The sequence below is a fragment of the Nocardia rosealba genome (assembly GCF_020216065.1).
GTDB classification, from domain to species: Bacteria; Actinomycetota; Actinomycetes; order Mycobacteriales; family Mycobacteriaceae; genus Nocardia; species Nocardia rosealba.
In genome coordinates this window covers 375,626-388,934 of sequence record NZ_JAIWNA010000003.1, presented here as the reverse complement: position 1 = coordinate 388,934, position 13,309 = coordinate 375,626, and the positions used below count along the sequence as shown (strand labels likewise).

10 protein-coding genes are annotated in these 13,309 nt (G+C 68.9%); 3 read left to right on the top strand and 7 right to left on the bottom strand.

Annotated elements, in window-relative coordinates:
• Positions 1-230: 230 nt before the first annotated feature.
• Positions 231-2,600, bottom strand: a complete 2,370-nt coding sequence (locus tag LDL21_RS15310; RefSeq protein ID WP_067636147.1) for a RelA/SpoT family protein — start codon at positions 2,598-2,600, stop codon at positions 231-233.
• A gap of 217 nt (positions 2,601-2,817) precedes the next feature.
• Between LDL21_RS15310 and LDL21_RS15305 the strand changes: the two genes are divergently transcribed.
• Positions 2,818-3,564: a metallophosphoesterase family protein gene (locus tag LDL21_RS15305; protein ID WP_225280589.1), complete on the top strand. Its 747-nt coding sequence runs from the start codon at positions 2,818-2,820 to the stop codon at positions 3,562-3,564.
• A gap of 157 nt (positions 3,565-3,721) precedes the next feature.
• Here the strand turns inward: LDL21_RS15305 and LDL21_RS15300 are convergent, their stop codons facing one another.
• Complete coding sequence (locus LDL21_RS15300; protein WP_225280588.1) at positions 3,722-4,342, bottom strand: NUDIX hydrolase; 621 nt, start codon at positions 4,340-4,342, stop codon at positions 3,722-3,724.
• Positions 4,343-4,411: 69 nt separating this feature from the next.
• Positions 4,412-5,989 (bottom strand): ABC-F family ATP-binding cassette domain-containing protein, encoded by a 1,578-nt coding sequence (locus LDL21_RS15295; protein WP_225280587.1) that lies wholly within the window; start codon positions 5,987-5,989, stop codon positions 4,412-4,414.
• Positions 5,990-6,228: 239 nt separating this feature from the next.
• Here LDL21_RS15295 and LDL21_RS15290 point away from each other — a divergent pair, with 239 nt between their 5' ends.
• Together LDL21_RS15290 and LDL21_RS15285 are read left to right on the top strand one after the other, a co-directional pair.
• Entirely contained in the window at positions 6,229-7,335 is a 1,107-nt protein-coding gene (locus tag LDL21_RS15290) for an NAD(P)/FAD-dependent oxidoreductase (protein WP_225280586.1), read from the top strand.
• 61 nt (positions 7,336-7,396) lie between these two features.
• Positions 7,397-8,002, top strand: a complete 606-nt coding sequence (locus LDL21_RS15285; protein WP_225280585.1) for a GNAT family N-acetyltransferase — start codon at positions 7,397-7,399, stop codon at positions 8,000-8,002.
• Here LDL21_RS15285 and LDL21_RS15280 read toward each other — a convergent pair.
• Genes LDL21_RS15280 through secD form a run of 4 tightly spaced genes read right to left on the bottom strand, consistent with a single transcriptional unit; the run spans position 7,992 to position 13,234 of the window.
• Entirely contained in the window at positions 7,992-8,564 is a 573-nt protein-coding gene (locus LDL21_RS15280; protein ID WP_225280584.1) for an adenine phosphoribosyltransferase, read from the bottom strand. The two genes, LDL21_RS15285 and LDL21_RS15280, sit on opposite strands and share 11 nt — an antisense overlap.
• 26 nt (positions 8,565-8,590) lie before the next feature.
• On the bottom strand, positions 8,591-10,303 hold the full coding sequence (locus LDL21_RS15275; protein ID WP_225280583.1) for an ABC transporter substrate-binding protein: 1,713 nt from the start codon (positions 10,301-10,303) through the stop codon (positions 8,591-8,593).
• 22 nt (positions 10,304-10,325) lie between these two features.
• A complete protein-coding gene (gene secF / locus LDL21_RS15270; protein ID WP_225280582.1) occupies positions 10,326-11,504 on the bottom strand; it encodes a protein translocase subunit SecF in 1,179 nt (392 codons plus the stop codon).
• Positions 11,501-13,234, bottom strand: a complete 1,734-nt coding sequence (secD, locus tag LDL21_RS15265; RefSeq protein ID WP_225280581.1) for a protein translocase subunit SecD — start codon at positions 13,232-13,234, stop codon at positions 11,501-11,503. The genes secF and secD overlap by 4 nt, the downstream gene beginning before the upstream one ends.
• Positions 13,235-13,309: the final 75 nt, after the last annotated feature.

Below are 13,309 nucleotides of genomic sequence, written 5' to 3'. Positions count from 1 at the left end.
GAGCCATATCGATCCGCATCACAGTCCGTTTCGGCTGACCAGTGGAACGTTGAAACGCAGTAAACCGTAACAGATTCCGGGTATCCGAACCCCTGCCCAAACCGGCCCTTCCGCTGCCCCCAGCAAACCCTTGCGCCTCAGCAACTTTCTGGCGATCCATCAGAACGAAGCGAGCGCAGCGAGCGGCCCGGGCACCGCGAATAGCGTGTGCCCGGGCCGACAAGCCGTGGTCAGGCTGCTGAAGTCACCCGGTAGACGTCGTACACACCTTCGACATTGCGCACCACATTGAGCAGATGACCCAGGTGTTTCGGGTCGCCCATTTCGAAGGTGAATTTGCTGATCGCCACCCGGTCGCCGTGGGTGGCCACCGACGCCGACAGGATATTGACCTTCTCGTCGGCGAGCACCTTGGTGACGTCGGAGAGCAGCCGGGTGCGATCCAGTGCCTCGATCTGGATCGCGACGAGGAACACCGACGACGGCGACGGCGCCCATTCCACGTCGATGATCCGTTCGGACTGCGACTGCAGCGAGCCCGCGTTGGTGCAGTCGGTGCGGTGCACACTCACCGCACCGCCACGGGTCACGAAGCCCATGATCTCGTCACCTGGTACGGGCGTGCAGCATTTCGCGAGCTTGGCGACGGTGCCGGGGGCGCCGGGGATGAGCACGCCCGCATCGCCGGTGACCCGCTGCCTGCTCGGCGTGGTCGACGGCGTGGACCGTTCGGCCAGCTCGTTCTCCACATCGCCGATGCCGCCGAGCTGGGCCATGAGCCGTTGCACCACGTGGTGCGCCGACACCTGGTGTTCGCCGACGGCGGTGTAGAGGGTGGAGATGTCGGTGTAGTGCAGTTCGTGCGCCACCGCGGTCATCGCGTCGACGCTCATCAGCCGTTGCAGCGGCAGCCCGACGCGGCGGACCTCCTTGGAGATCTGCTCCTTGCCGCTCTCGAGTGCCTCCTCGCGCCGTTCCTTGGCAAACCACTGGCGAATCTTGGCCTTCGCGCGGGGCGAGACCACGAAGTTCTGCCAGTCGCGGCTGGGTCCGGCGTTCTGTGCCTTGGAGGTGAAGACCTCGACGACCTCGCCGTTCTCGAGCTGACGTTCCAGCGCGACGAGCCTGCCGTTGACGCGGGCACCGATGCACTTGTGGCCCACCTCGGTGTGCACCGCGTAGGCGAAGTCGACCGGCGTCGACTTCTGCGGGAGCGTGATCACGTCACCCTTGGGGGTGAACACGAAGATCTCCGGCGATTTCAGGTCGAAGCGCAGCGACTCGAGGAACTCGGCCGGGTCGGCGGCCTCACGCTGCCAGTCGAGCAGCTGACGCATCCACGCCATGTCGTCGACCTCGGCGGCGTCACCGGAGTGTTTGCCCTTGGTCTCCTTGTACCGCCAGTGCGCGGCGATGCCGAACTCGGCGGTCCGGTGCATGTCGTGGGTGCGGATCTGCACCTCGAGCGGCTTGCCGTCGGGGCCGACGACGGTGGTGTGCAGCGACTGGTAGACGCCGTAGCGCGGCTGGGCGATGTAGTCCTTGAACCGGCCCGCCATCGGCTGCCACAGCGAGTGCACCACGCCGACGGCGGCGTAGCAGTCGCGGACCTCCTCGCACAGGATCCGCATGCCTACCAGGTCGTGGATGTCGTCGAAGTCTTTGCCCTTGACGATCATCTTCTGATAGATCGACCAGTAGTGCTTGGGTCGCCCCTCGACGACGGCGTTGATCCGCGACGCGGCGAGAGTGTTGACGATCTCGGCGCGCACCTTGGCCAGGTAGGTGTCGCGCGACGGCGCCCGGTCGGCGACCAGGCGCACGATCTCGTCGTACTTCTTGGGGTGCAGGATCGCGAACGCGAGGTCCTCGAGCTCCCACTTGACCGTGGCCATCCCGAGCCGATGTGCCAGCGGCGCAATGACTTCGAGGGTTTCCTTGGCCTTCTTGGCCTGCTTCTCCGGCGGCAGGAAACGCATGGTCCGCATGTTGTGCAGCCGGTCGGCCACCTTGATCACCAGCACGCGCGGGTCGCGGGCCATCGCGATGATCATCTTGCGGATGGTCTCGGCCTCGGCGGCCGCGCCGAGGTTGACCTTGTCGAGTTTGGTCACCCCGTCGACGAGGTGGGCGACTTCCTGGCCGAATTCCTCTTTGAGCTGGTCCAGCGAGTAGCCGGTGTCCTCGACGGTGTCGTGCAGCAGGGCCGCGACCAGGGTCGTGGTGTCCATGCCGAGTTCGGCGAGGATGTTGGCGACCGCGAGCGGGTGGGTGATGTACGGGTCGCCCGACTTGCGGAACTGCTTGGCATGGCGTTCGTCGGCCACGTCGAAGGCGCGCTGCAACAGCGCCAGGTTGGCCTTCGGGTACAGCTCCCGGTGCACCGTCGCGAGGGGTTCGAGCACGGGCTTGACCGCCGCGATCCCGCGCTGACCGGTCATCCGCCTGGCCAGCCGGGCACGCACACGCCGTGATGCCGAACTGGGCACCGAGGCGGTGGGCGACTGCTTCGCGGGTTCGGGCTTGCCCTGGGCACCACCGGTTGGCGCGGCGTCGGTGGACCCCTGCCCAACCTTCGCCTCGCCGAGTTGTCGAGTCATGCCACCACCTCTCACGCCGCATTCGACCTGTCAGCCGACTGCTGCAACCGCCCGGACCACCAACTTTAGTCCCCACACCGACCTGGTGTTCGATTCCCCGGGGTCACAGACACGCGACGGTAGTACGACGCTCCGATCCGACCGCCCCCACGCGCCCTCCTCGGCGGGTGATCGCCGCGCTGTTGACAGCGGCGATCCGCTGTGGCCATCTCGGTGGGTGGGGAACAACGCACCAGTCCGTATCGCCGCCACCGCCGATCTGCACATGCGTCCGGCCGTCGCGGGAAAGTTCCGATCCGACCTCCTCGAGCTGGGGAACAAGGCCGATCTGCTGTTGCTGGCCGGTGACCTCACCGACGGCGGCACCGTGGCCGAGGCCCAGTTGCTCTGCACCGAACTCGCGGGGCTGCCGGTGCCGGTCGTGGCGGTGCTCGGCAATCACGATCACGACGCAGGGGCGGGCGATGTGATCGCCGGCATGCTCACGGACATCGGGGTGCGGATGCTTGACGGCGAGGCGACGGTCCGCACCGTTCGCGGGCACCGGATCGGTATCGCCGGGGTGATGGGCGGCTCCGGCGGCTTCCCCGCGTACCCCGGTGACCCGGACTCGGGCAGTGCCGACCATCGGGCACTGATGCATCGCGGGGCCGTCGACGCGCGGCGGTTACGTGCGGCGCTCGAAACGCTGGACACGCCGACACGCATCGCCCTCACCCATTTCTCCCCGACCGTCGACACCCTGGCAGGCGAACCGACCTCGATCTATCCCGGCCTCGGCTGTCAGGCGCTGGGCGACGCGATCGACGCCGTGGGCGCGACGCTCGCGCTGCACGGACACGCACACGCGGGCACCGAAGACGGCCGGACCACGGGAAACATTGCGGTGCACAATGTTTCGTATCCAGTGCTGCGCCGCACGTATGCGCTCTACGAATTGGCGACCAGCGCCGCTTCCGGCTGAACACACGCATGCGTCGCGGCGACGGCCTTATCCGACCGAACGCAAGTATGTGCTCTGCGACCAGGCTGCCATTGCGCTCCGAGACTGAACGCACATATGCGCCCGGCGGCAATCGATCTTCCGGCTGAACGCGCCGTGCTCGGCGCCGTTGCGCGGATCAGCTGTCGAAAGCCCAGACCACGGCGGGGCGGCCGGTGGCCCGGACCCGGCGGCGTTCACCGGTGCGGTGCAGGCCGGGGATGGTGGCGAGGGTGCGGTTGAGGTTGGCGGGGTCGGGACGAGCGCCGTGCAGGGAGGTCGTGAGGTCGACCGCGCGGGTGGCGGGGAATTCGGCCCCTGCCAGGGCGCGGGTGAAGGCGGGGTCTTTCCAGAGGAGGGCGGCGAGCGCGGGCCGGGTGGTGTCGATGATGTGGTTGTGGTCGAAGGCCAGCGGGGGCACCTCGTCGAAACCGACCCATTCGGCGGGGCCCTCGTGTTCGGCGACGACCGCCCACATGGCGATCGCGAGGGTGGGGCCACGGGGGTCGCGGTGTGGTTCGTCGAAGGTGCGTAGCTGGCCGACCGCGACGATCGCGGTGTCGGGCACACCGAGTTTGCCGAGGACCGCGCGGCGGGCGGCCTCGACCAGGCGCTCGCCCCGCCCGAGCAGGACGCCCGGCAGGGCCAGCTGCCCGGTGAAGGGTTCGAATTCGCGGGCCGCGATGCCCACGCGCACGCCGGTGTCGCCCTCCCAGCATCGCAACGTCACCACGTCGATCGACACAACGGACTGCTCCACGTCACCCCATCTGTTCGTCGTCCCCGGGCGAACGCCGCGGGTTTCGGTCGTCCCCGATCATGCCCCTGCCTACTCGACCAGCCCGTCGGGGGTGAGTTCGAGGGTCCGGGTGACGCCGATGTCGTCCAGGAACCGCTGATCGTGGCTCACCACGAGCAGTGCGCCTTCGAAGCTTGCCAGGGCCTGGGTGAGATGCGCCAGGCTCGGCAGATCGAGATTGTTGGTCGGTTCGTCGAGCATCAGCAGTTTGGGCGCGGGTTCGGCAAGCAGCAGCGTGGCCAGCGCGGCCCGCAGCCGTTCCCCGCCCGACAGCGCCGACGCCGCGATGTCGGCGTCGGCACCGCGGAACAGGAAGCGTGCCAGCTGTCCCCGGATCTGTTCGGCCGAAGCGTGCGGTGCGGCATCGGCCACGTTCTCGAACACCGATCGCGCGTCGTCGAACACGTCGAGCCGCTGGGGCAGCAACCGCCACGCCACCTTCGGGCCCGCCGCGACGATCTGCCGCAGCAGGGTGGTCTTGCCCGCACCGTTGCGTCCGGTGAGCGCGATCCGTTCCGGCCCGCTCACCCGCAGGTCGACGACGGGACCGTTGGCCAGGCGCACCTGGTCGAGGGCGATCACGTCCTGTCCCGGGTACAGCCGGGTGCCGGGCAGTTCGATCCGGATCTCCCGGTCGGCGCGCACCGACTCCTCGGCCTGGTCGAGGGTTTCGCGAGCGGTGTCGAGTTTGTCGATGTGGGAGTTGCGCAGTTTGCCCGCCGACACCTCGGCGCTGCGTTTGCGGTTGCCCATCACGATCTTCGGCTCACGCTTGGTGTCGGACATCTTCTGTCCGTAGCGCTTTCGGCGGTCGAGTTTGATCCTGGCCGCTTCCAGTTCCCGTGCCTGTTTGCGGACGTCGCTGCGCGCGTCGCGCACGGCGGCGAGCGCGGCCTGCTGTTCGGCCTCGACGACGCGTTCGTAGTCGGTGAAATTGCCGCCGAACAACCGGATCCCGCCCGCCCGGAGTTCGGCGATACCGTCCATCCGGTCGAGCAGTTCGCGGTCGTGGCTGACCACGATCACCGTGCCGGTGAACTGGCGGATCACCGTGTAGAGCCGCGCCCGCGCGACCGAGTCCAGGTTGTTGGTCGGTTCGTCGAGCAGCAGCACATCCGGTTCGCGCAGCAGTTCGGCGACCAGCCCGAGCAGCACCGTCTCGCCGCCGGAGAGGGTGTCGAGGGTGCGGTCGAGGTCGGCGACGGATCCGGCCACGTAGTCGAGGCCGAGTTTGCCGAGCAGCGCGATCGCCTCGTCCTCCACCTGCCAGTGGTTGCCGACGGTGTCGAAGTCGGCGGCGTCGGCCGTGCCGTGCTCGATGCGGTGCAGCGCCGCGCGCAGCGCGTCGATCCCGAGCACGGCATCGACACGCTGACCGGTGCGCATGCCGAGATCCTGGCGCAGATACCCGAGATCGCCCGGCACGGTGATCGATCCGCGCACCGGGCGCAGTTCACCGGCGATCAGCCGCAGCAGCGTGGACTTCCCGGCACCGTTGGCACCGACCAGACCGATCTGGCCGGGCCCCATGGTGGCATCGAGCCCGTCGAAGACGACGGTGCCGTCGGGCCAGTGGAAAGTGAGATCGGAAAAAGACAGCGTAGACATGCGGACCACCTCGAGGTGCGACGGATACGCGGTGCGCACAGTGCGGACCGCCCGAAAGCGCTACCTCAAGAAATCAACGCATGACTCCGATCGCCGGGAACAAGACCTTTCATTGATAACACCGCTCCCCCACACCGCGCCACCCTATTTTTTCGGCGCGTGAGCCCGCTCACCTGCATACCCTCGCTGCGCGACAGGTCACTATCGTGAAAGACGAACGCGGACAGAGGGGGTCGTAGATGAAGGCCGACGTGGTCGTCCTCGGCGGCGGGTACGCCGGGATCAGCGCCGCGAAGCGATTGATCCGTCACCCGGGCGTACAGGTGACACTGCTGAATCCGGGCTCCGACTTCGTGGAACGCATCCGGTTGCACCAGTACATCGCGGGCACACATCGAGCCCATCGGCCGCTGCGCAGCGTCCTGCCCGATACCGTCCGCATCGTCACCACCACCGCGCAGGTCATCGACGCCCGGCACCACTGCGTGCGGACCGATTCCGGCGACGAGATCGGCTACGACCACCTCGTCTACGCCCCGGGCAGCCACACCGACGACACCGGTATCACGGGTGCGGCCGAGCACGCCGTCTCGCTCGGCACCCGCGCCGAAGCCGACCGCGCCCGCCTGCGCCTGGCCGACCTGCCCGCCGGCGCCACGGTGACGGTGATCGGTGGCGGCCTCACCGGCATCGAAACCGCCGCCGAACTCGCCGAAACCGGTGCTGTGCGGGTGCGATTGGTGACCGGCGAGCTGGGCCACAGCCTGTCCGCACGAGGGCGCGCCCGCGCGCGTACCGCCTTGGCGGCGCTCGGGGTGACGGTGGTCGACCAAGCGTCGGTCGCGGCCATCGCGCAGGACAAGATCACCCTCACCGACGGCGCTGTCCTCGGCACCGACCTCGCGATCACCACCACCGCCTTCGCGCCCTCGGACCTGGCCCGGTCGAGCGGGCTGGAAGTGGATGCGGCCGGGGCCATGCTCGTCGACGACACCCTGGTCAGCACAACGAGTCCGAACATCGTCGGCGCCGGTGACGCGGTCGCCCTCCACACGAACCCGTTGCGGATGAGCTGTCAGGCCGCGGTGCCCTGCGGCGTGCACGCCGCCGAGACCATCCTGCGAGTCCTCACCGGTCGCGAGCCGAAACCCTTGCGCCGCAAGTACATCGGCCAGTCCGTGAGCCTGGGGCGCCGTGACGCGCTCATCCAGTTCTCCGACCCCACCGACCGCCCGCTCCCCGCGGTCCTCACCGGTCACGCGGCCGCTCTGCTGAAGGAACAGGTCTGTCGTGCGACGTTGCGCGGTGGGCAACTCGGGCCACTGCGGACGAGCTGGACATGGTGAACACCGGGCGATCGACAACCGGCGGGCGAGCAGCGCCCACCGTCAGTGGAAGGTGACAGATGTGTTGACCACAGTGCGCGCGGCGAAACAGGCCGACGTGGGGGCGCTCGCCGAAACGTTGGCCTCGGCGTTCCAGCACGACCCGGTGATGAGTTGGATCCTGCCGGACACCCAGCGCCGGGCCGCCGGCCTGCCCTTTTTCTTCGGTGCGATGGCCCGGCACTACTTCGTCCCGCTCGGCGCCTGTGAACTCGCGACCCGACCCGACGGCACCATCGGCGGTGCGACCCTGTGGGCACCGCCGGGACCATACGGTTCCTTCGGCGCCGACCTGCGTGCCATGCCGGGGCTGTGGCGCGCGTTCGGCCGCCGGATCCTGGCGGGCAAGACGGTCGGCGACCTGCTGAAGAAGCACCATCCGAGCCGACCGCACTGGTACCTGTCGGTGATCGGCACCGCCCCCGACGTGCGTGGTGGTGGTTACGGCGGGGCGCTGCTCCGCTCACGCCTCGACCGCTGCGACGCCGAGGGCACCGCCGCCTACCTCGAGTCGAGCAACACCGACAACATCGCCTACTACGAGCGTTTCGGTTTCGTCGTCACCGGCGAACTGCGCCTGCCCGACGGGCCGTCGGTGTGGCCGATGTGGCGCGAACCTAGAGCTTGACGATCGAGGTCACCGGGTAGTCACCCTGGTGCTCGCGGCCCTTCAGGAACTCCAGTTCCAGCACGACGGCCGCCGCGACCACCTCGGCACCGACCTCGGTGAACAGGCCCGCCGCCGCGGCGAGGGTGCCGCCGGTGGCGAGGACGTCGTCGAGCAGCAGGATGCGCTTGCCCGCGAGTTCCACCCCGTCGGCGGGGATCTCCAGTGCGGCGCTGCCGTATTCGAGCTGGTACTCGCGCGAGACGACCGGCGGGGGCAGCTTGCCGCCCTTGCGGATGGCCAGCACACCGGTGCCGAGGGTGGCGGCCACCCCGGCGCCGAGCAGGAAGCCGCGCGCGTCCACCCCGGCGACCAGGTCCACGTCGGTGGCGACGGCGGCGAAGCAGTCGATGACCGCGCGGAAGCCCTCGGCATCGGCGAAGACGGGGGTGAGATCGGCGAAACGCACGCCGGGGGTGGGGAAGTCGTCGTGCCAGCGAGTGAGCCGGGCGACCGCGTCGGCGGCCTTAGCGGTCCGTTCGCCGACCTGATCGGCGGATTCGACCACCGCGTGCTTACTCATCGCCACCTCTGTCTCACGTCCACGACTCACCGCTGCAACACCCAGCGATCCATATTCCACCCGGTACCCGCCTGCGTCGGCCCGGGGATCCCGTTCTGCATGCCGTTACCGAACGCGATGGTGCGCGGAGTGGCGAACAACGGGATGCTCGGCAGCTGCGCCCACAGCAGGTTCTCGGCCTCGGTCAGCAGATTCAGCGTCGCGGTCGAATCGGTCTCGCCCGCAAGCTGATCGGTGATGGCATCGTAGCGAGCGTTCCCGAAACCTCCCGCATCGAGCCCGTTACCCGCCCGCAAAGCGGCGAACGCGACGACACCGGTCGCCGATCCGGCCGGTCCCGGCACCGCCGCCGTACTGCCGAGCACCGCGTCCACCGCGCCCTCGCCGAGCTTGGCCGGCGTGAAATCCGGTGCGCCCGCGTCGACCACGGTGATGCCCGCGCCACGGCAGGACTCCGCGATCATCGCCACGGTCTTCGCCCGGCGGCCATCGGGGGTCAGGTAGCCGATCCGGATGGTCGGCTGGGCGGTACCCGCCGACGCGAGTGTCGCTGTGGCACCGGGGATATCGGTGCCGCGGTAGCGGTCGCCGGACCCGGAGACGGCGCCGTAGTACAGCGAATCCTGTTGCACCACCCGCGAATTCAATGTCCCCGAGCCGAGGCCACTCGGGGGCACCTCACCGGCTTTGCCGAGGGTGTCGAACAGGGCCTGGCGCGGGACGCACTGAGCGAAGGCACGCCGCGTCTCCACCCGGGCGAACACCCCGCCCGTGCCGAGCACGAGCTGTTCGGCGCCGCGGCCGGGGACGGTCTGCTCGTCGAATCCCTCCAGGGCCAGGTCGGTCACCGAGCCCGCGCCTAGATCGACCACGCCGAGCGCGTTCTCCTTGGCTTTGGCCGCGTAGTCGGTGCCCTTGGGCCAGACCACGATGCGGCTGGTCTCGGGCGGCGATCCCCACCACTTCTCGTTGGCGACGAGCACCAAACCGTCGCCCGCGGTGAAGGATTCGATGCGGTACGGACCCGACGACGGGAACTTGGTGAGATCCAGTTCGCCCGGTGCCATGGTCCAGCCCGAGTTCCAGAAGTCGGCGATCCGGCCGATCACCGCGCCGTCACCGGACTGCAGCGCGTCGACCACGTTCGGCACACCGACCGCCTGGGCCACCACGTGGGCCGGCATCAACTCGGCGGCGGTGAACAGGGTGCGCCACGGCAGGTAGTGCCTGCCGGGACGGAACACCACCGTGGCGTCCTTGGACCCCGGCTGGCAGTCCACCCGCTCGATGTCGTCGTAGCCGTCGGTGCTCGCGGCGTCGAACATCGGCGCCTGGCCGCGGTCACCCGGCCGGGTGAACCGGCCCGACCGGGCCGACCAGGCGAGCACCAGATCGTCACAGGAGGTCGCGACCCCGTCGGAGTACACCCCGTCGGGATTGAGCCGGTACTGCACGGTCTGGGTCTCGCCCGGCACCTCCTTGGCGGTGCCCGCGTCGGTGTCGGCGACCTGCTGACCATCGGGTCCGGTGTAGAAGAACCCGGTGAGCACGCGCCCGAACACCGCCGCCGCACCGCTGCTCGCGCCGAGGGTGCTGCCGCCGTTGTAGCTGGCGACCGCCGCGTCGACGGCGTAACCGATCGAGGGCACCTGGTTCTTGGTCGAACACCCGGTCACCAGACCGGCGCCGACACCTGCCGCGGCGAGGACGGTGATCAGCCGAATCGTGCTGCGTCGCATGATGAGACCCCTGCTCGTGCCGTCAGTGCCTGCCCTTGTGCCGCTTTCCGCTCGGTCGCGCGCCGGGCCTCGGCGCACCCGCGTCGGTGGGTCGGGGACCGCGCGCCGCGCGGGCTCCCGCCGTCACCGGCACACGCGCGGCGCCGCCACCGGCACGCTTGTCGAGCACCTTCTTGGTGTGCGCGGCGATCGGGCCCCAGCGTTCCTTGATCGACACCAGCACCGGAACGGCGAGGAAGATCGAGGAGTAGGCGCCGACGATCATGCCGACCAGCTGCACCAGCGCGAGGTCCTTCAGCGTGCCGACACCGAGCATCCACACCGCGATCACCAGCATGCCGATGATCGGCAGGATGCCGATGACGGTGGTGCTGATCGAGCGCATCAGGGTCTGGTTGGCGGCCAGGTTGGCCTGTTCGGCGTAGGTGCGCTTGTGCAGGTGCAGGACGCCGCGGGTGTTCTCCTCGACCTTGTCGAAGACGACCACGTTGTCGTAGAGCACGTAACCGAGGATCGTGAGCAGACCGATCACCGCGGCCGGGGTCACCTCGAACCCGACCAGCGAATAGATGCCCGCCGTCACGATGAGGTTGAAGAACAGCGACACGATCGCCGCGATCGACATGTCACGTTCGAAGCGGATGGCGATGTAGATCATCGTCAGCGCCACGAACACCGCGAGCGCGATCAACGCCTTCTGGGTGATCTGGCCACCCCAGGTCTCGCTGATCTCGGCGATGCTGATGGCGTCGAGACCGACGGAGGTCTTGGACTCCTTCTCCAGCATCGCGCGCAACGAGGTCGTCAGCTGGTCGGTCTGGTCCTTGTCCAGAGTCTCCGAGCGCACCTGAATGGTCGCGGCGGAACCCGAACCCACCTCCTGCACGGTCACCGGGCCGTGCCCGAGGGTTTCGGCGTAGGTGTCTTCCACGTCCTGGGTGCTGACGTTCGCGAGGGCGGGCACCTGGATGCGCGAGCCGCCCTCGAAGTCGATGCCGAGGGTGAACCCGCGCACCGCGATGCTCAGAATCGAGATCAGCAGCAGCACCGCCGACATCGTGTAGAAGAACTTGCGCCTGCTGACGATCGGGAAGCCACCGGTGCCGGTGTAGAGGCGCTCGAAGAACCCGTGCTGCGGCGACGCGGTCGGCTCGGCCTTGTCCAGGTTCAGCGATTCAGTCGTCGGATCGGCATTTCTCATCGAGACATCTCCTTCGGCCGGACCTGGCCCGCGCCACGTTCCCTGGCGATCTGCTGCACCGAACCCAAGCCGTTCACCGACGGCTTCGCCCAGAACGGCGAGCGCGCGGCGAGCATCAGCAGCGGGGCGGTGACCAGGTAGAGCACGATCACGTCGAGCACGGTGGTGACACCGAGGGTGAACGCGAAGCCCTTCACCTGACCGGCGGCGAGCAGGTACAGCACGACCGAGGCGATCAGGCTGACCGTCTTACCCGAGAGGTTGGTCCGCTGCGCGCGGGCCCAGCCGCGCGGCACGGCCGAACGGAAGCTGCGGCCCTCGCGCATCTCGTCCTTGATGCGTTCGAAGAACACGACGAACGAGTCGGCGGTCAGACCGATACCGATGATCAGACCGGCGATACCGGCCAGGTCGAGGGTGAACCCGATCCAGCGCCCGAGCAGCACGATGATGCCGTACACAGCGAAACCGGCGGCGATCAGCGAGAACCCGGCCAGGAAGCCGAGCATCCGGTACACGAACAGGCAGTACAGCAGCACCGCGAGCAGACCGACCGCACCGGCGAGCAGACCGGCCTTGAGCGCGGCCAGGCCGAGCGTGGCCGACACCGTCTCCGCCTCGGAGGTGGTGAACGACAGCGGCAGCGAGCCGTACTTGAGGGTGTTGGCCAGCTCGCTCGCGCTGTCGGCGGTGAAGCTGCCCGAGATGGAGGTGCTGCCGCCGAGCTGCGGGCCCTGCTGCACCTGCGGGGCGCTCACGACCTTCGAGTCGAGCACGAACGCGACCCGCTTGTTGACGTACTCGCCGGTGAGCGCGGCCCAGGCGTCCGTTCCGGTGGAACGGAACTCGAGGTTCACCTCGTGGCGGGCCTGCTGGGCGTTGAAGCCCGAGGTGGCGTCGGCGATCTCCTGGCCGTCGATGCGGCTCGGGCCGAGCAGGAACACCTCGGTGCCGTCCTGTGAGCAGGTGACCAGCGGCAGGGCCGGGTCGTCGTTACCGGCGAGCGGGTCGGGCTTGGCGCAGTCCATGCTCATGACCGCGACCTGCTGCATGTTCTGGTCGGTGCTCTGCCGCAGTGCCTTGGCGTCGGCGATCTCCTTGGCCTGCTGCTGGGCGGGCGTGAGATCGGCGGGCGGCGGGGTCGGCGTCGGCGGTGCCTGGGCCGGGAACACGCGCGACTGCGGCGCCGGGGTGGTCGCCTCGGGCGCGGGTGTCGCGGGATCGCCGGTCGCCGGGTCGCCGGTGGCCGGGGCGTTCGGATCGCCGGTGGTGGGCGCCTGACCGGGCGCGTTCGGGTCGGCGGACGGCGCACCGGGCACCGGTTGCTGCGGTGCGGCGCCACCGGTCTGCGGCTGGGTCGCGCCGAGCACCGGACGGATGTAGAGCTTGGCGGTGGTGGCCAGGGCGCGTGCCTGCTGGCTTTCCTCACCCGGCACCGTGATCACGAGGTTGGTGCCGTCGATGACCACCTCGGAGCCCGAGACGCCGAGACCGTTCACACGGTTCTCGATGATCTCCTGCGCCTTCTGCAGGCTCTCGCGGCTCGGCTCGTTGCCGTCGGGGGTACGCGCGGTCAGCGTGACGCGGGTGCCGCCCTGCAGGTCGATACCGAGCTTGGGCTTGGGCGAATGGTCACCGGTGAAGAACACCAGCGCGTAGATCACGGCCAGCAGCGCGGCGTAGACGCCGAGCAACCGGAACGGATGCGCCGATCCTTGGGAAGGTGGCACAGCAGGTCATCTCCTAGGCGGAAGTCGAGGCCGAATCGGTGGGCACAACAGTGCCCGGCCGGGCGCGCTCGTACG